The sequence below is a fragment of the Mucilaginibacter straminoryzae genome, from assembly GCF_022953055.1.
GTDB classification, from domain to species: domain Bacteria; phylum Bacteroidota; class Bacteroidia; order Sphingobacteriales; family Sphingobacteriaceae; genus Mucilaginibacter; species Mucilaginibacter straminoryzae.
In genome coordinates, this window is record NZ_JALJEJ010000007.1 from 54,804 (window position 1) to 73,662 (window position 18,859).

Annotated in this window: 16 protein-coding genes; 14 read left to right on the top strand and 2 right to left on the bottom strand. The window is 46.1% G+C overall.

Features of this window, described 5'->3' with window-relative positions:
• Positions 1 to 2: 2 nt before the first annotated feature.
• Positions 3 to 1,832: a malto-oligosyltrehalose trehalohydrolase gene (gene treZ, locus MUY27_RS14605; RefSeq protein ID WP_245131035.1), complete on the bottom strand. Its 1,830-nt coding sequence runs from the start codon at positions 1,830 to 1,832 to the stop codon at positions 3 to 5.
• 14 nt (positions 1,833 to 1,846) lie between these two features.
• Positions 1,847 to 3,976: a glycogen debranching protein GlgX gene (glgX, locus tag MUY27_RS14610; RefSeq protein ID WP_245131038.1), complete on the bottom strand. Its 2,130-nt coding sequence runs from the start codon at positions 3,974 to 3,976 to the stop codon at positions 1,847 to 1,849.
• A gap of 297 nt (positions 3,977 to 4,273) precedes the next feature.
• Here glgX and MUY27_RS14615 point away from each other — a divergent pair, with 297 nt between their 5' ends.
• The 14 genes from MUY27_RS14615 to MUY27_RS14680 all read left to right on the top strand — a co-directional run bounded on the left by MUY27_RS14615 (position 4,274) and on the right by MUY27_RS14680 (position 18,812).
• On the top strand, positions 4,274 to 5,956 hold the full coding sequence (locus MUY27_RS14615; RefSeq protein WP_245131039.1) for a GMC oxidoreductase: 1,683 nt from the start codon (positions 4,274 to 4,276) through the stop codon (positions 5,954 to 5,956).
• A gap of 19 nt (positions 5,957 to 5,975) precedes the next feature.
• The gene (locus MUY27_RS14620; protein ID WP_245131042.1) at positions 5,976 to 7,409 is read left to right on the top strand and encodes a Gfo/Idh/MocA family oxidoreductase; all 1,434 of its coding nucleotides are present in this window, start codon (positions 5,976 to 5,978) and stop codon (positions 7,407 to 7,409) included.
• Between the two features lie 46 nt (positions 7,410 to 7,455).
• Entirely contained in the window at positions 7,456 to 8,025 is a 570-nt protein-coding gene (locus tag MUY27_RS14625; RefSeq protein ID WP_245131045.1) for a gluconate 2-dehydrogenase subunit 3 family protein, read from the top strand.
• 101 nt (positions 8,026 to 8,126) lie between these two features.
• The gene (locus tag MUY27_RS14630; RefSeq protein WP_245131047.1) at positions 8,127 to 9,278 is read left to right on the top strand and encodes a Gfo/Idh/MocA family protein; all 1,152 of its coding nucleotides are present in this window, start codon (positions 8,127 to 8,129) and stop codon (positions 9,276 to 9,278) included.
• 7 nt (positions 9,279 to 9,285) lie between these two features.
• Positions 9,286 to 10,338, top strand: coding sequence for a sugar phosphate isomerase/epimerase family protein (locus tag MUY27_RS14635; protein ID WP_245131050.1), 1,053 nt, complete (start codon positions 9,286 to 9,288; stop codon positions 10,336 to 10,338).
• 32 nt (positions 10,339 to 10,370) lie between these two features.
• Positions 10,371 to 10,823: a c-type cytochrome gene (locus MUY27_RS14640; protein WP_245131052.1), complete on the top strand. Its 453-nt coding sequence runs from the start codon at positions 10,371 to 10,373 to the stop codon at positions 10,821 to 10,823.
• 31 nt (positions 10,824 to 10,854) lie between these two features.
• The gene (locus MUY27_RS14645) at positions 10,855 to 12,111 is read left to right on the top strand and encodes a nucleoside permease (RefSeq protein WP_245131054.1); all 1,257 of its coding nucleotides are present in this window, start codon (positions 10,855 to 10,857) and stop codon (positions 12,109 to 12,111) included.
• A 9-nt stretch (positions 12,112 to 12,120) separates the two neighbouring features.
• Positions 12,121 to 12,993, top strand: coding sequence for a hydroxypyruvate isomerase family protein (locus MUY27_RS14650; protein ID WP_245131056.1), 873 nt, complete (start codon positions 12,121 to 12,123; stop codon positions 12,991 to 12,993).
• 28 nt (positions 12,994 to 13,021) lie between these two features.
• On the top strand, positions 13,022 to 13,912 hold the full coding sequence (locus tag MUY27_RS14655; RefSeq protein WP_245131058.1) for a hydroxypyruvate isomerase family protein: 891 nt from the start codon (positions 13,022 to 13,024) through the stop codon (positions 13,910 to 13,912).
• Between the two features lie 47 nt (positions 13,913 to 13,959).
• Positions 13,960 to 14,823, top strand: a complete 864-nt coding sequence (locus MUY27_RS14660; RefSeq protein ID WP_245131060.1) for a sugar phosphate isomerase/epimerase family protein — start codon at positions 13,960 to 13,962, stop codon at positions 14,821 to 14,823.
• A gap of 12 nt (positions 14,824 to 14,835) precedes the next feature.
• Positions 14,836 to 15,609, top strand: a complete 774-nt coding sequence (locus tag MUY27_RS14665) for a 3-keto-disaccharide hydrolase (protein ID WP_245131062.1) — start codon at positions 14,836 to 14,838, stop codon at positions 15,607 to 15,609.
• A gap of 85 nt (positions 15,610 to 15,694) precedes the next feature.
• Positions 15,695 to 16,972, top strand: a complete 1,278-nt coding sequence (locus MUY27_RS14670; RefSeq protein WP_245131065.1) for an alkaline phosphatase family protein — start codon at positions 15,695 to 15,697, stop codon at positions 16,970 to 16,972.
• Between the two features lie 96 nt (positions 16,973 to 17,068).
• A complete protein-coding gene (locus MUY27_RS14675; RefSeq protein ID WP_245131068.1) occupies positions 17,069 to 17,833 on the top strand; it encodes an SDR family NAD(P)-dependent oxidoreductase in 765 nt (254 codons plus the stop codon).
• 70 nt (positions 17,834 to 17,903) lie between these two features.
• Positions 17,904 to 18,812 carry a helix-turn-helix domain-containing protein gene (locus tag MUY27_RS14680; protein WP_245131070.1) on the top strand — a complete coding sequence of 303 codons (909 nt, stop codon included), beginning with the start codon at positions 17,904 to 17,906 and terminating at the stop codon, positions 18,810 to 18,812.
• Positions 18,813 to 18,859 lie beyond the last annotated feature (47 nt).

Consider the following 18,859-nt stretch of genomic DNA (forward strand, 5'->3'; position numbering starts at 1 on the left):
GTTTAGCTGATAGCGTAAATGATAGCCGATTCTGGCTGTAGATCAACTTTGGAATCACCAGGAAGATGATCCGGCGCTTCTTTAGGTCCGTTCCATCTTGGCGATGCAGAGTCGATCAGTTTGTTCCATTTCTTTTCGGTAGATGGTAGAGCGATGACTTGCTGCTGGTCTGAAAAGTTCATCAAAACCACCAGATGCTCTCCCTGGTACCAGCGGTGCAGTACAAGTGTTTTGTTTTCTTCATTGGCCTCCACCTGTACGTGCTGCCGGTTTAAGTTCTTTAATGCAGGTACGGTTTTACGCAGATTAATCAATGTTTTGTAATAGGCCAGCATCATCGCATGGGGGTATTTATCCAGTAAATCCCATTGCAGTTTAGAGCCTTCGAACGTTTGTTCATCAACCGGGTCTGGCGCTTCACCTTGTGCATGGAAAGCGGCGAATTCGGCCTTACGGCCTTTACGTACTGCTTCCGCCAATTCCGCGTCGGTGTGGCTTACAAAATACAGGAAAGGGTTGGGCTCCGCCCATTCTTCACCCATAAACAGCATGGGTAGGAAAGGCGCTGTTAACACTGCTGCTGCCATTAGCTTTTGCATTTCAAAGCTAAAGAGCTGGCTGTTGCGTTCGCCCAGCATACGGTTACCCACCTGGTCGTGGTTTTGCGAGAAAACCACAAACTGCTTACCCGGATTATTTTTTGCCGGTACCCCAAAGTTTTTATGACGATGCGCCGAATACTGACCATCGTACACGTAAGCATCGCAGTAGGCTTTGGCCAGGTCTTTAAGACCATTAAAATCTTCGTAGTAACCGGTGCGATCGCCGCCGGCAGTTACCCGTAACGCATGGTGAAATTCGTCGACCCATTGCGAGTCCATGCCATAGCCTTGCTTGTCAAGGCCGTTGATGTAGCGTGTATCGTTCAGGTCGCACTCTACTATTAAATAGTGTTTTTTGCCTGTTTGCTTCATCAGCGCGTCCACATGTTCCTTAATCTCTGCCAGAATGTGTTTCGGACTGAAATCGTTAATCGCGTGAACGGCATCCATACGCAGGGCATCAATATGGAAATCGCGGAACCACATTAAGGCATTTTCTATGTAATATTGCCGCACGGCATCGCACCAGGCGTCGTCAAAGTTGATGGCGTTGCCCCAGGGGGTGTTATACTTTTTGGTGAAGTAATGGCCGAATTCGCCGAAGTAATTTCCTTCCGGGCCGAGGTGGTTATAAACTACATCCAGCACAACAGCGATACTTTTCTTATGGCAGGCATTTACCAATTGTTGCAAGCCTTTGGGCCCGCCGTAGCTGTGTTGAACGGCATAAGGGAACACACCATCATAACCCCAGTTACGCCCGCCAGGAAATTGTGCTACCGGCATAATTTCAATGGCGTTGATGCCCAACTCTTTTAGGTAGTCCAGCTTTGCCTCAATCCCTGCGAAGTTACTTTCGGGCGAAAATGTACCGGCATGCAGTTCATATAACAGGTAACTTTCCAAAGCCGGATTGTCCCAACCTTCGTCAGTCCATTGAAATGTTTTCAGATCTACCACCTGCGAGGGCCCGTGTACATCTTCGGGCTGACTAAGCGAAGCCGGATCAGGAAGGAACTTCTCTCCATCCAATACAAAACGGTATAAGTCGCCGTCTTTCAGCTGGTCTGTCTGCAGGTGCCAATAACCCAGATCTTTTTGCTCCATCGGCAGGTCTATGCGGCCGTTACAGATACGCAAACTGACGTTTTTTGCATTCGGAGCCCAAACCACTGCTTTTACACCACCTTTTGATACGTTAACACCAATCGTCCGTTTCTCAATTTCCATTCTTTCTCACATTATCAGTGCATAACCGGGTGATGCAGTACCACTACAGAGCGTCCGTCTACTTTTATGGTATCACCTGCTGTGTACTTATCGCCCTGGCCTATAAAGTTGTCGCAGGTATCCAATACCAGTTGCCAGTCTTTTCCGTAATCATCCGGCGGCAAGGTATAATCCAATGGTTCGTGATGCGCGTTGAAGATAATGTAGAAGTTATCGTCGATGATAGGCACACCATCGCGGTAGCGCGAACGCAGCGCTTTACCATTCATAAATACTGCCAGCGATTTTGCATAGCCCGAGTTCCAGTCCTCGTCGCTCATTTGAGCGCCATAGGTGTTAAACCAGGCAATATCTTCCAGTCCGCCTTCTTTAACCGCTGTACCTCTAAACCATCTTCTTCTGCGGAAGGCAGGATGCTTCTGGCGGAATTCAATCAGCTTACGTGTAAACTCCAGCAGTTCTTTATCAGCTTGTTCCCAATTGGTCCAGGAAATCTCGTTGTCCTGACAATAGGCGTTATTATTACCTTGTTGTGTACGACTGATCTCGTCACCTGAAACCAGCATCGGCACGCCCTGCGAAAGGAACAGGGTAGTTAAAAAGTTCCGTTTCTGGCGTTCTCTTAACTCGTTAATTGCGTCATCATCTGTCGGTCCTTCGGCACCGCAGTTCCAGGAGCGGTTGTGGCTTTCCCCGTCGTTATTGCCTTCGCCGTTGGCATCATTGTGTTTTTCGTTGTAGCTTACCAGGTCGTTGAGGGTAAAGCCATCATGTGCCGTAATGAAATTGACACTTGCCGTAGGTCGACGCAGTTCATCGCGGTACAGGTCAGAACTTCCCGTAAAGCGCGAAGCAAACTCGGCTAGCGTACTATCGGCCCCGCGCCAGTAATCACGCACGCAATCGCGGTATTTGCCATTCCATTCGCCCCATCCCGGAGGGAATTTGCCCACCTGGTATCCGCCTTCGCCAATGTCCCAGGGTTCGGCAATCAATTTAACCTGAGAGATAACGGGGTCCTGGTGGATGATATCAAAGAAGGCGCTCAGGCGGTTTACCTCATGCAGTTCGCGGGCGAGGGTAGCAGCAAGGTCAAAACGGAAACCGTCTACGTGCATCTCGGTGATCCAGTAGCGTAAGCTGTCCATAATTAAACGGAGCACGCTTGGCAGATTGGCGTTTAAGGTGTTGCCCGTGCCGGTGTAGTCCATGTAAAAACGCTTGTTGTCGTCAACCAGGCGGTAATAAGCTTCGTTGTCTACACCTTTAAAGGAAATAGTCGGGCCCATCTGGTTGCCTTCGGCAGTGTGGTTATAGACCACATCGAGGATTACCTCGATACCCGCCTTATGCAGATCCTTCACCATTTGTTTAAACTCGCTCACCTGTTCGCCCAACACGCCAGATGAAGAGTATTTCACCTCTGGTGCGAAGAAACCAATGGTGTTGTAACCCCAATAATTAGTCAGCCCGTTCTCTTTCAAATGTCGGTCTGCCAAAAAGTGGTGTACAGGCATCAGTTCGATGGTTGTAATACCCAGGTCTTTCAAATATTGTATAGTAACCGGGTGCGAGATACCAGCGTATGTTCCACGGATATTCTCCGGAATTTCCGGGTGAAGCATGGTAAAACCGCGCACATGCGTTTCATAAATAATGGTTTCGGTATAAGGCAGCTTTAATTGGGTGTCGCCTTCCCAGTCGAAGTTCGGGTCAACCACCACGCATTTGGGTAAATACGGCGCGCTGTCGGTCTCACTGAAACTCAGGTCCTCGTCGCGGCTCCCAACCTCGTAACCAAATAAGGAATCGTGCCATTCAATAGGCCCTGCAATTGCTTTTGCATAAGGGTCTATCAGTAATTTATTCGGGTTGAAGCGCTGGCCGTTTGCCGGGTCATAAGCGCCATGTACGCGAAAACCGTATAACTGGCCGGGGCCTATATCCGGAATAAAGGTGTGCCATATTTCGTGGGTACGCTCTTGCATGGTTATTTTGGCGTACTCCATCTCGTCTTTAACGGTTTTAAATAAACAGACTTCAACTTTAGAAGCGTTTAGTGCATACACTGCAAAGTTCACGCCTTTGCCGGTCCAGGTTGCACCCAGCGGAAATGCATCGCCGGGATAATTTTTTAAATCCATATAACCAAAAATTAAAAAAGAGCTAAAATGTTTGGCATTCAGAGGGGCGATCATGAAAAAAAGATGAAGGAATAAAACCCGGGACGACAAATTATTTACCGGCTGATAGTCTGTATGCTTATTTGCAGTGTTAAAGTGATGTTAAATTGTAAAAATGACACTTATTAAACTTGTTGATAATCAGGTAAAAATAATTGGTGCCTTTAGCCCAAACAGACAGTGTAAAAAAAACACTACGCGTTTGTTTCCGAAATAAAAAAATTCCTACATTAGGCGGACACCAATTATAGCATCAGTATGTCAGCTAACAATACTTATGACGCCATCGTTGTGGGATCCGGAATCTCGGGCGGATGGGCAGCCAAAGAACTTACTCAAAAAGGCTTAAAAACATTATTACTTGAGCGGGGCAAAAACATCGAGCACATTAAAGATTATGTGAACGCTAATAAAGGCCCCTGGGAGTTCCCGCACCGCGGCGGACGTACGCAGGAGATGATCAAAGATTACCCTGTACTGAAACGCGATTACCCGCTCAATGAAACCAACCTGGATTACTGGACCAACGAAAAGGAGAGCCCGTATACGGAGGTTCAACGTTTCGATTGGTTCCGTGGTTATCACGTTGGTGGCCGTTCGTTGATGTGGGGAAGACAATCCTACCGCTGGCATGATATCGATTTTGAGGCTAACCTTAAAGATGGTATTGCTGTAGACTGGCCTATTCGCTATAAAGACATTGCACCATGGTATAGCTATGCAGAGAAGTTTGCCGGCATCTCTGGTAACCGCGATGGTGTGCCTATCCTGCCTGATGGCGATTTTATGCCGCCGATGGATATGAACGTGGTGGAAAAAGATGTAGCTGCACGTCTTAAACAACAATTTAAAGGCGAACGCCATATGATCATCGGCCGTACGGCTAATATAACTGTACCGCATGAAGGTCGTACCAACTGCCAGTACCGTAACAAATGCTGGTTAGGCTGTCCGTTCGGTGCTTATTTCAGTACACAATCGGCAACGTTGCCGGCCGCCATGAAGACCGGTAACTTAACGCTTCGCCCATGGAGCATTGTTACCCGCGTGCTTTATGATAAAGACACCAAGAAGGCGAAAGGCGTAGAGGTGCTTGATGCAGAGAACAACAAAACCTATGAATACTATGCTAAAATCGTATTCGTAAATGCATCTGCATTAAACTCTGCCTGGATATTGATGAACTCTGCAACGGACGTTTGGGAAGGTGGTTTGGGCAGCAGCAGCGGCGAGCTGGGCCACAACGTAATGGACCACCACTTAGGTGTGGGTGCATCTGGGGTGGTAGAAGGCTACGAAGACAAATATTACTACGGCCGTCGTGCTAACGGCATTTATATCCCGCGTTACCGCAACCTCAATGGCGAGAAGCGCGATTACATCCGCGGGTTTGGTTACCAGGGCAGCGCAAGCCGCGATCGCTGGAGCCGCGACATTCCTGAAATTAACCTGGGTGGCGAATTTAAAGACGCACTGGGCGAACCAGGTGCATGGCACATGGGTATTGGTGGCTTTGGTGAAACTTTACCATATCACGATAACCGCGTATACCTGGATAAGAGCAAAAAAGATAAGTGGGGACTTCCGATCCTGGCAGTTGATGCTGTAGCACGCGACAACGAAAAGAAAATGCGTGTGGATATGGCTAACGATGCTAAGGAAATGCTGGAAGCTGCCGGTGTAAAAGATGTAAAACCTTACACTTCAGATCCGGTGCTGGGTCGTGGTATCCACGAAATGGGCACTGCGCGTATGGGTCGTGATCCGAAAACATCGGTGCTGAACGAGTGGAACCAGGTTTGGGATGCCAAGAACGTATTCGTGACCGACGGTGCCTGTATGACTTCTGCCGCATGCCAGAACCCATCATTAACTTATATGGCATTAACAGCCCGTGCAGCCGACTATGCTGTTCAGGAACTGAAAAAAATGAACATCTAACTCTACAAAAATATAACCGATGAAAGACGGATCTGAAGAAAAAAACAACACTAATACCTCCAGACGCGATTTTTTAAAGACCGGGGCTCTTGCTGCCGCCGGTTTTATGATCGTTCCTCGCTATGTATTAGGTGGCAAAGGTTTCGTAGCGCCAAGCGATAAATTAATGATCGCAGGTATAGGTGCAGGTGGTAAAGGCCAGAGCGATATTGCCAACTTCTACAAAAGCGGTAAGGCAGAGATCGCCTACCTTTGTGATGTGGACGACCGCCGCGCTGCTAATTCAATAAAAAGCTTCCCGAAAGCGAAATACTATAAAGACTGGCGCGAACTGTTCGATAAAGAACACAAGCATATCGACGCGGTATCGGTATCAACACCAGACCATAACCACGCGATTATTACTTATCACGCCATGCAGTTAGGCAAACACGTTTACGTACAAAAACCGCTGACGCATGATATCTGGGAGGCGCGCATGCTTACTGAAGCAGCCAAAAAGTACAAAGTAGTAACTCAGATGGGTAATCAGGGTGCATCTAATGATGGTACGCGTTTACTTTCTGAATGGTATGATGCTGGCTTAATTGGCGATGTGCACACCATTTACTGCTGGACAAACCGCCCCGTTTGGCCACAAGGTATCCAATGGCCAACCACCAAAGCAGATGTTCCGAAAGAACTGAACTGGGATCTATGGTTAGGTACTGCGCCTTATAAAGATTACGTAGATAAACTGGTTCCTTTCAACTGGCGCGGCTGGTGGGATTACGGAACCGGTGCATTAGGCGACATGGGTTGTCACCTGGTAGAAGCGCCGTTCCGTGTACTTGGTCTGCAATATGTTAAAAACGTTCAAGCCAGCGTCGGCAGTGTTTATGTGGACGAATTCAAGAAAGGCGTTTTTCCTGAAAGCTGCCCGCCATCGAGCCATATAACGCTTACCTTCCCTAAAACTGCGAAGACCAAAGGCGATATTACTATGCACTGGATGGATGGTGGTATTGAACCGGAAAGACCGGATGAATTAGGCCCTAACGAAATGTGGGGTGGCGAAGAAGGGAACGGTACGCTGTTCATCGGTACAAAAGGTAAAATGTATGCCAGCACCTATTCAGATGCGGCTACCTTATTGCCAAAATCATTAACAGCACAGGCAAATGCACCTAAGAAATGGAACCGCGTAGAAGGCGGTGCCAACGGGCACTACGCGCAGTGGGTTGAAGCTTGTTTAGCCGGATACGGCAAAAAAGAAGTAAGCTCGCCGTTTGAAGTAGCCGGTCCATTAACTGAGGCCCTATTGATGGCAAACCTTGCGGTAAGGGGGCACGACCTGAAAGGCGGCCGGATCAAATACGAATGGGACAATAATGCCATGAAGGTGACCAACTTTGACGATGTGAACAAATACGTAAAACGTGAATATCGCCAGGGCTGGGAATTAAAAGCCTGATAAACCAATTAACTATAACCAGTAAAACATAGTAATTTATAAAACTATGAACAGAAGAGAAGCAATAGAAAGAGTAGCCTGGCTGCTCGGCGGCACTGTAATCGGTACCGAGTTCTTTATTTCAGGATGTAAGCCTACCAGCAGCAAGGTTGAAGATCTTTTTGACCAGGAGCATGTGGCTTACATGGACGAAATTGCTGAGACTATTTTACCGCGTACCAAAACACCAGGCGCAAAAGACGCCAAAGTGGGTGCGTTTATGGCGGTAATGGTTCGCGATTGCTATACACCGGAAGATCAGAAAACGTTCCTTGACGGTCTAAATAAAATTAATGACGCTACGGACAAAAAGTTCAGCGTTAAATTTATGCAGGCCGACGTTAAGCAACGCACACAGATTTTAGATGCTTTTGATAAAGAGCAGATGGAATATACCAAAAAGAAGAAAGAGGATGAGCCTAACCACTTTTATCGCATGATAAAGGAGTTAACGCTTTTAGGTTTCTTTACCTCTGAGCCGGGTTGTACGCAGGCACTGCGCTATGTACCGGTTCCGGGTAAATACGACGGAGATTATCCGTACAAAAAAGGTGATAAGGCATTTGCTTTAGCCTAAATGCCTCGCCCCAACCCCTCTCCTAAAGGAGAGGGGGGGTAAAAAAGTCCTCCCTTCTGGGGAGGATTTAGGAGGGGCTCTTTTTAATTATATCTAACTGAATGAAACTACGACTTGGAATGATAGGCGGCGGACAAGGTGCTTTTATAGGTGCCGTACACCGCATTGCCGCCCGTATTGACGATCAGTATGAATTAGTATGCGGCGCGTTCAGCAGCGACCCTGCAAAGGCAAAAGCCAGCGGGATTGCGTTAGGACTAAACGAAGACCGCATTTATGGTTCATATAAAGAACTCATCGAAAAAGAAAAGCAACTTCCCGAAGACGAGCGTGTACAGGTAATCAGTATTGTAACGCCTAACCACGTTCACTTCGAACCGGCCAAATTAGCCTTAGAGAATGGCTTTAACGTCGTGTTGGATAAACCCATGACCTTCTCACTCGCCGAAGCTAAAGAGCTGAAAAAAGTAGTGGAAAGCGGTGGCAAACAATTTTGTTTAACGCATACCTATACCGGCTACCCCATGGTGAAAGAGGCGAAGCAGTTGGTGAAGTCTGGCAAGCTGGGGAAAATCCGAAAGGTTTATGTAGAGTATCCGCAGGGCTGGTTAAGTACCTTTCTTGAAGGTGAGGATAATAAGCAGGCATCATGGCGCACAGATCCGGGTAAAAGCGGGATTGCAGGCGCTATGGGCGATATCGGTACCCATGCTTTTAACCTGGCCGAATATGTAAGTGGTTTAAGCGTAACGCAACTTTGTGCCGATATCAACATCGTAGTAGAAGGCCGCAAGCTGGACGACGATGGCGCGGTTCTCTTGAAATTTGACAACGGCGCCAGTGGCGTGCTGATGGCTACCCAAATAGCAGCAGGCGAAGAAAATAATGTTAAAGTACGCGTTTACGGTGAAAAAGGCGGCCTGGAATGGCAGCAGGTCGATGCTAATTCTTTGGTAGTGAAATGGAGCGATAAGCCGGCCGAAATCTGGCGTACAGGTGGTGGCTATACCAGCAGTTTCGCACAGCATAATACACGCACACCATCCGGTCACCCCGAAGGTTATCTGGAAGCATTTGCCAACCTTTACCGCAATTTTGCATTAACTGTTAAGGCCGGTTTGGAAGGCAAGCAACCTGAACCGGAGTGGCTCGACTTCCCGGGTGTAGAGGAAGGCGTACGCGGGATGGCATTTACCGAAAATGTAATTGCATCAGGTAAGTCAGACCAAAAATGGACACCATTTACAATCTAATCTAACTATGGTAACAATCAAAGGACCCGCTTTATTCATCGCACAATTTATTGGTGATAAAGCACCTTTTAATGATCTGCGTTCAATTGCAGAGTGGGCCGGAAGCCTTGGTTTTAAAGGTTTACAATTACCCACACTGGATCCACGCTTTATAGACCTGCAAAAGGCTGCCGAGAGCAAAACTTATGCAGATGAAGTTAAAGGGATTGTACAGGAAGCAGGCCTGGAGATCACCGAGCTGTCTACACACTTGCAAGGGCAATTAGTAGCGGTTAATCCGGTTTATGACGATCTGTTCGACGGCTTTGCACCGGAATCTGTCCGGAAAAACCCTAAAGCAAGACAGGAATGGGCAGTGCAGCAGGTTAAATATGCGGCTAAAGCTTCCCAGAATTTAGGCCTTACTGCCAGCGTTACCTTCAGCGGTGCGTTTGCCTGGCCTTTTGTATATCCGTGGCCACAGCGCCCGGCAGGTATGGTAGATGCAGCCTTTACCGAATTAGGCAAACGCTGGACACCAATCCTGGATTACTATGAAGAATGCGGTATCGACTGTTGCTATGAAACGCATGCAGGGGAGGACATCCATGATGGCATCACCTTCGAAATGTTCCTGGATAATGTAAATAATCATAAACGCGCAAACTTGCTGTATGATCCTTCTCACTTTATTTTACAGTGCCTGGATTACCTGGAGTATATCGACATCTACCACGAACGCATTAAAATGATGCACGTGAAAGATGCTGAATTTAATCCAACCGGCAGACAGGGCGTTTACGGCGGTTACCAGAACTGGATAGACCGTGCCGGTCGTTTCCGTTCATTGGGCGATGGCCAGGTGAATTTTAAAGCCATATTTAGCAAATTAGCACAATACGATTTTCCTGGATGGGCCGTGTTGGAGTGGGAGTGCGCTTTAAAGCATCCGGAGGATGGTGCTCGTGAAGGAGCTCAATTCATTAAAGATCATATCATCCACGTAACTGACCGTGTATTTGATGATTTTGCAGCATCAGGCATTGATGACGCATTAAACAGAAAAGCATTAGGAATTTAATTAATCAGAACAACACACTATAATAATACATCATGAAAAAGTCTTTCATCATTCTATCTATCTCGGCTATCGCAGTTGCATTTGCTTCATGCGGCGGCAGTTCAAATCATTCAGAAGGTGATACTACCGCGGCAACTAATCAAACTGCGGTTGCACATAATTCAGATGCCGTTCAGGAAACTACGGCTACTAATAACGGTGCAGAAAAAACAGGTGCTTCAGAGGTAAAGGCATCTGATGCTAAAGGTGCACAACTGATCAGCAAGAATGACTGCTTAACCTGTCATAAAGAACACGATAAACTGATTGGCCCAGCTTATGCAGACGTAGCTAAGAAATACACAGATAAAGATGTAGACATGCTGGCTGACAAGGTAATTAAAGGTGGTGCAGGTAACTGGGGCCAGATTGCCATGACACCGCATCCAAATCTTTCTCAGGAGGATGCGAAAGAAATGGTAAAATATATTCTTTCTATTAAATAGCAATAAAACTAACCAATTAAAACCTTTAATAATGAAGTTTAGCACCACAGTCAGACTATCGGTCATGATGTTCCTGGAATTTTTTATCTGGGGCGCATGGTTCGTTACGATGGGTACTTACCTAACCAAAACACTTAACGCTTCAGATTTTCAGAACGCCGAAGCCTATGCTACGCAATCCTTCGGAGCTATACTTGCGCCATTTATTATCGGTTTAATTGCGGATAAGTTTTTTTCGGCCCAAAAAATATTGGGTGTTTTGCACCTGGTTGGTGCGGCAGCGCTTTATTACGCTACTACGCTGTCAAACTTTAACGGCTTTTACCCCATCATCTTCATCTATATGGTGGTTTACATGCCTACCCTGGCCTTAGTAAACTCGGTATCATTTAAACAAATGACCAACCCGAGCAAACAGTTTCCGCCGATACGCGTGTTGGGTACCTTGGGGTGGATTGTTGCCGGTTTAACCATCGGTTGGTTAGGTTGGGAAAAGTCGGGTACTTTGGTGTTGACATTTAAAATGGCTGCGGTAGCTTCCCTTATTTTAGGTTTGTTCAGCTTTACTTTACCGGATACACCTCCGGCTAAGAAAGGACAGAAGACAAGTTTCCGTGAAATTATGGGTCTGGATTCTATCGGCATGTTGAAAAATCCTTCATACCTGGTGTTTTTCCTTGGTTCAATCGCTATTTGTGTGCCGTTGGCGTTCTACTATAACTTCACCAATCCGTTTCTGAACGAGATTGGGATGCAGGGGGCTGCAGCTAAGCAATCCTTCGGGCAAATATCAGAGCTTGTCTTTATGGCAATCATGCCATTCTTCTTTGTAAGGTTAGGTGTTAAAAAGATGCTGGCCTTTGGTATGCTGGCCTGGGCTTTACGCTATGTGTTTTTCGCTTACGGCAATATCGGATCCAATTATTGGATGCTGATCTTAGGTATCGTGATGCACGGTATCTGTTACGATTTCTTTTTCGTAACGGGCCAGATCTATACCGATAATCTTGCCGGCGAAAAGTTCAAAAGTGCAGCACAAGGTTTCATCACCCTGGCAACTTACGGTGTAGGTATGTTGATCGGCTCATACATTTCTGGTCCGATCGTAGATTCTTACAAAACAAGCGCAACTTCTCACGACTGGCAGCATATCTGGTTAATTCCAGCAGCTATCGCGGTTGCGGTGTTAGTGATGTTCCTGTTGTTCTTCCGCGATAAGAATAAAGTAGAGGATAAGCCCGGGCTGAACCTTGATGAACCACAGGCAGACGTACGCGTAGAAGTATAAAGATTCAACATGTCACAAAACCGAAGAACGGCTATTAAAAGTATCGTGACCGGAACGGCACTTGTTGCCGCATCAGGCGTGTTGGGTGCTGTTGAAGCTTGCGCTTCGGAAAGAGCTGCTTTAAAAGGTAATATCAAACATTCCGTTAGCCGCTGGTACGGGCGGATGCCTTTAGATGAACTGTGTAAAGCAGCTAAGGAAATCGGGATAACCGGTATCGATTTAGCAGGGCCTGAGCAATGGCCTATCTTAAAGCAGTACGGTTTGGATTCGCCAATGTGTAACGGTGCGGAAATCAACCTTATGGATGGATTTAACGACAAGCGTTTTCACCAGACGCTGATAAAGAGTTATACCGAGATGATCCCGCGGGTAGCTCAGGCCGGGTATAAAAACCTGATCTGTTTTAGCGGGAGCCGTCGCGGCATGAGTAACGAGGAAGGCTGGAACAATTGCGTAACCGGCTTGAAATCATTAGTGGCGTTAGCTGAAAAACACAAGGTAACCCTGGTGATGGAACTGCTGAACAGCAAGATCGACCATAAGGATTACATGTGCGACAGGGTAGAATGGGGTGCTGAGCTGGCTAAAAGGATTTCCTCAGAAAACTTTAAACTGCTCTTTGATATCTATCACATGCAGATAGACGAAGGGGATATTATTCGCAACATCAGGGATAATCACCAGTACATCGCCCATTATCATACCGGTGGTGTGCCGGGCAGGGGCGAGATAGACGATACGCAGGAATTGTACTATCCGGCGGTTATGAAAGCTATTGTGGCAACCGGCTTTAAAGGCTATGTGGCACAGGAGTTTTCGCCGAAACAACCCGATAAGATCGGGTCGCTGAGAAAGGCAATACAAATCTGCGACGTATAAATATTTTCAGATCAATTAAACGACGATAATGTCAGAGCATCTAAACAGAAGAAACGTAATAAAAAGTATGGTAGCCGGAACTGCAGCTATTGCTGCCTCGGGGTCGCTCTCGTCTTTCACTACAGAGCAACAGCAAGCGCAACAATCAGGTGCCCTTAAAGGCAATATCAACCATTCGGCTTGCCGCTGGTGTTATAATGATATTCCTTTAGAGCAGCTTTGCGCTGAAGGTAAAAAGATTGGCCTGAAAGGGATAGACCTGGTAGGGCCGAAAGAATGGCCTGTACTGAAGCAGCATGGTTTGCATTCAACCATGTGTAACGGCGCAGAAATTAACCTGACAGATGGATTTGGCGATAAGCGTTTCCACGAACAGTTGATAAAGAATTATACAGAAATGATCCCCCTGGTAGCAAAAGCAGGTTATACCAATCTGATTTGTTTCAGCGGCAGCAAACGCGGCAAAAGCGACGAGGAAGGATGGAACAATTGTGTAGAAGGCCTGCAGAAATTAACGCCGCTGGCTGAAAAACACAAAGTTGTTCTGGTAATGGAATTGCTGAACAGCAAGGTAGACCATAAAGATTACCAGTGCGACCGCACCTGGTGGGGCGCAGAACTGGCGAAGAAATTAGGTTCAGAGAATTTTAAGCTGCTGTATGACATTTACCACATGCAGATAGACGAAGGCGATGTGATCCGCAATATCCAGGATTATCACCCATACATTGCGCACTATCATACCGGTGGTGTACCCGGCCGTCATGAGATTGATGATAGCCAGGAACTATTCTATCCGGCTATTATGCGTGCGATCTTGAAAACAGGATTTAAGGGATTTGTCGCCCAGGAATTCATTCCGACAGAGAAAGATAAACTGGCTGCATTGAAAAGATGTGTGCAGATCTGCGACGTTTAACAGAAACCAATTAAAGTACTAAGTTATAAATCAAAACTAAGGATAAAATGACGACGAGAAGAGGATTCTTGGCACAGGCGGGTTTAATGACCGCAGGTGCGCTGATAGCTCCAGAGTTTCTGAGCGCTAAAGGAAAAGCTGTGGCAGGTTTGCAGTTATACACACTTCGCGAACAGCTGCCAAAAGATGTAAAAGGCGTAATTGCCAAAGTGGCGGCTGCTGGTTACAAAGAAGTAGAAACCTTTGGTTACAGTAAAGAAAACGGCTTTTGGGGTTTAAGTGCACCGGAGTTTTCTAAGTTGTTGAAATCACACGGGCTTACTTCGCCAAGCGGACACTATGGGGTAAACGCCCTGTTCGAGAATGGTTCATTGTCGGAGATTGATGACGCTATTGAAGCAGCTAAGGCTTTGGGTCAAACTTATGTTGTTGTTCCATACATCGATCAGAAATTCCGTGGCGATTTAGATAATATTGTTCAGAAGGTTAACCTTGCTGCGCAGCATGTAAAGAAAGCGGGCTTAAAGCTGGGCTACCATAACCACGATTTTGAATTTAAAGAAGATGGTGGAAAAATGTTGTACACCGCACTGCTTAAAGGTACCACAGCAGCATCTGTAACATTAGAAATGGACCTTTACTGGGTGGTACGCGCAGGACAGGATCCGATTGAGTGGATGACGAAGTATCCGGGCCGTTTCCGTCTGGTACACGTGAAGGATATGGATAAAGCTGATCGGACACTGAATACCGAAGTAGGTAGCGGCAGCATCGATTATAAAAAGATCATTGCTAAGGCAAGAAAATCCGGCGTGGATCATTTCATCGTAGAGCAGGAGAACTTTAAGATAGATCCTTATGTAAGTATTGCCCAGAGCGCGCGTTACCTTAAAACTAAATTGTTAGCTTAATTTCTGAAAATCATGAAAGCAAAATATTTACTAACCGCGTTATTAGCCGGGGGCTTTTATATGGCGCAGGCACAAAACGCAAAACCAGAAGACACCGAAGTTTGGGAACCCGCACCTAAAGTGGTGAACCCAGGTAAAATTAACTTTGCAAGTGCACCTTCTGATGCCATCGTATTGTTCGACGGTAAAAACCTTGACCAATGGGTAACGGTTGCTGACCGTAACAAACCGGCAGACTGGATTGTGAAGGGCGATGTCTTGACAGTGAACAAAGCTTCGGGTAATATTGAAACCAAACAATCTTTCACCAATTACCAGTTGCACATTGAATGGCGCGTTCCGGCCAATATTACCGGTACAGGGCAAGCCCGCGGTAACAGCGGTATTTTCCTGGCTTCTATAGGTAAGGGAGATGCCGGTTACGAACTGCAGGTATTGGACTCATACGAGAACAAAACCTACGTAAACGGTATGGCTGGTTCTATTTATAAACAGTTTATCCCGCTGGCAAACCCTGCGCGCAAGCCAGGTGAATGGCAGGCTTACGACGTGATCTGGACTGCTCCTGTATTTAACCAGGACGGTTCCCTGAAATCACCTGCACGCGTAACCGTTTTCTTTAACGGTGTGCTGGTACAAAACAATACTACGCTCTTAGGCCCTACACAGTATATCGGCAAGCCTTCTTATAGTGTAGTTCATGGCGCAGCGCCAATTAAACTGCAAGCCCATGGCGATAAAAGCGAGCCACTTAGCTTCCGCAATATCTGGGTGAGGGAATTGTAAAAACTTGATTAAGAAATAATGAAAGCCGCTGCTACGGGTATGTAGATAGCGGCTTTTTTGCGTTTATTCAATACCTTTAGCCCATATGATGAAGCTATTAACGTTTGTTATTCTTTCCTTTTTAGCAGTCTCTACAGTTTCAGCCCAAAGCCCGGATACCGTTCAACGGGTAGACATGCAACGCCAAAATACAAAGGCGCAGCAGCAGAAACCTTATGTGATCCTGATTTCGATAGATGGTTTCCGTTATGATTATATGCAGCGGCATCATGCCGAACACTTGCAGCAATTGAGTAAGAGCGGTGTAAGGGCAACAGAAATGATCCCTTCGTTTCCTTCACTTACTTTTCCAAATCATTATACCCTGGTTACAGGTTTGTATCCGGCTCACCATGGCCTGGTACAAAACCAGTTTTGGGACCGTAATTTTAAAGAACGCTACTACTACAAAGGTAAAACCACCACCGAAGGTAAATGGTATGGCGGTACGCCACTTTGGGTGTTGGCGGAAAAACAGCACATGCTTTCGTCCAGCTTTTATTGGGTAGGCTCCGAAGCACCGATTCAAGGGGTTTATCCTACGTATTATTACAAGTATAACGAGTCGATTCCGATCCACGAGCGGATTGGAGCGGTGGTGAACTGGTTGAAACAGCCTGCTGAACGTCGCCCGCACCTGATCACTTTTTATTTCCCGGAAGTTGATCACGAAGGGCACCACCACGGGCCGGATAGCAAAGAGAACGTTGCTGCTATCCACTTTGTAGATTCTGCCATTAATGAGTTGAATAAAGCAGTTGAGAAAACAGGCTTAAAAGTAAATTTCGTCGTGGTATCAGATCACGGGATGGGTTACGATGATACTGTGAATGCTTTACCTACACCAGCTGTTGCTACCGATACCACCAAATTTATCCGTGCAGATGAAGGCGTACTCATCCATTTATATGCAAAAGACCAAAGCGATGTAAAGCCAGCTTATGACCAAATTAAGGCAGAAGCAAAAGGATATGAGGTTTATTTGCGTGATAGCGTACCGGCATATTTGCATTATGGTGCAAAAGATGATTGGCATAACCATATTGGCGATATTATTCTGATACCCGAGTGGCCGCGGACTTTTAATACGAATCACCGAAAGATAGACCCCGGTGCGCATGGCTTTGACCCTTACAAGGTAAGGGATATGCACGCCACCTTTTTAGCCTGGGGGCCGAACTTTAAAAAGAACCTGGTGATCCCGGCTTTTCAAAATATAGACATTTACCCGATGATCGTTCGGTTACTGGGTCTAAAATTGGAGGATAAGATTGACGGTACCGACGAATTGGCTAGGAAAGTGCTGTTGAAGAAAAATAATTAAGGTATCCATTATTTGATTTTTACAAATAACGGATTGAATATTTCAAACATTGCCGATCATTTCTGCTCCATCTTTGTATTAAAAATTAAAACGAAAATGGAACAAATGAATAAAATCGCATTGGTAACTGGCGGAAGCCGCGGTTTAGGTAAAGACATGGCCTTACGCCTTGCAGAAAAAGGCATTGATGTGGTGATCACTTACAACTGCAAGGCAGAAGAAGCACAGAAGGTAGTTAAACAAATAGAACAATCTGGCAGAAAAGCCGCGGCATTGCAATTTGATGCAGGTCAGGTTGGTAGCTTTGATGCCTTCGTAGCCCAGTTAAAAGAGACTTTAAATACCACCTTTAATACTACTGCAATTGATTTTCTGATTAACAACGCCGGTATTGCCGGGTATAGTCCTATTGCTGAGGTTACCGAAGAAATGTTCGACGGATTGGTAAATGTACATTTCAAAGGTGTTTACTTTTTAACGCAAAAATTAATCCCTTTGATTAATGAGGGCGGCGGTATCGTCAACATTTCGAGCGGCTTGACGCGTGTTACCATGGCCGGTTCATCTGCTTATGCAAGTATGAAAGGAGCTGTAGAGACGTTTACAAAATTCCTTGCCAAAGAACTTGGCGGTAGAGGCATCCGCGCAAATATTGTTGCCCCCGGCGCAATCATGACGGATTTTGGCGGCGGCCACCTGAGAAATAACGAACAACTGCAGCAAATGGTCAGCAACGTTACAGCATTGGGGCGCCCCGGTGTTGCGGAAGATATAGGCGGAGTGGTTGCTTTTCTATGTACGGAAGATGCCCGCTGGGTGAACGGACAACGAATAGAGGCTTCCGGGGGTATGCAATTGTAACGATAATGAACAAGCAGGCTTTACCGGCCTGCTTTTTTGTTTGATACTATTAAATTTGATTGTTACAAATATGGCGACACCCACTACCATCCAGGATTTCTATCAGCAAAATGGTGTAACTCTACCTGACGGGATTGAGAAAGAGGTAGGGCACTTTAATGTATTTGACACTGAAAAGTTGTTTGATAAAAAGACGGGCGAAAGAGTAATGCCTTACAACAGGCGGGCCTATTACAAAATAAGCTGGTTAAGGGGCAGAAGCAGGGCAGAATATGCGGATAAAGTAATTGATATAAACGGAAGCGGTTTGCTCTTTGCCACACCCAAAATACCGTACCATTGGTTACCCGCAGACGCCGACCAAACCGGGATGTTCTGCATTTTTACTCCAGACTTTTTACCAAGCAGCAAAACAGGTGTTAATTTAGACGAGCTGCCCATCTTTCAACCAAGTCAATTTCCTGCATTTGAATTGAACACCGAGGAAGTGAAAGAGGTGGAATACATTTTCCGCAAGATGCTCAAGGAAATTGATAGCGATTACAAATACAAGTACGACCTATTGCGTAACCTAGTGTTAGAGCTGATCCATTACGGACAAAAACTTCAGCCGATGTCGGCATTAAGTGATGTGCAAAATGCTTCGCAAAGAATATCTTCGTTATTTATCGAACTGCTTGAGCGACAGTTTCCTTTAGACTCATCAGCTCAAAGGCTAACGCTAAGGACAGCTAAAGACTATGCAGACCGGCTGGCCGTTCATGTTAACCATCTAAATAAAGTGTTGAAAGAGGTAACCGGCAGTACAACTACAGATATCATTGGTAAACGGATTGTACAGGAGGCTAAGATCCTGTTAAAACAAACCAACTGGACAGTTTCTGAAATAGCCTACCTTTTAGGTTTTGATGATGTTGCTTATTTTTCTAACTACTTTAAAAAGCAGACATCTGAAAGTCCGCTCGCTTACCGATCTTAATAACAAAAAAGGCTGTTACATCAGAATGTAACAGCCTTTGCATATAA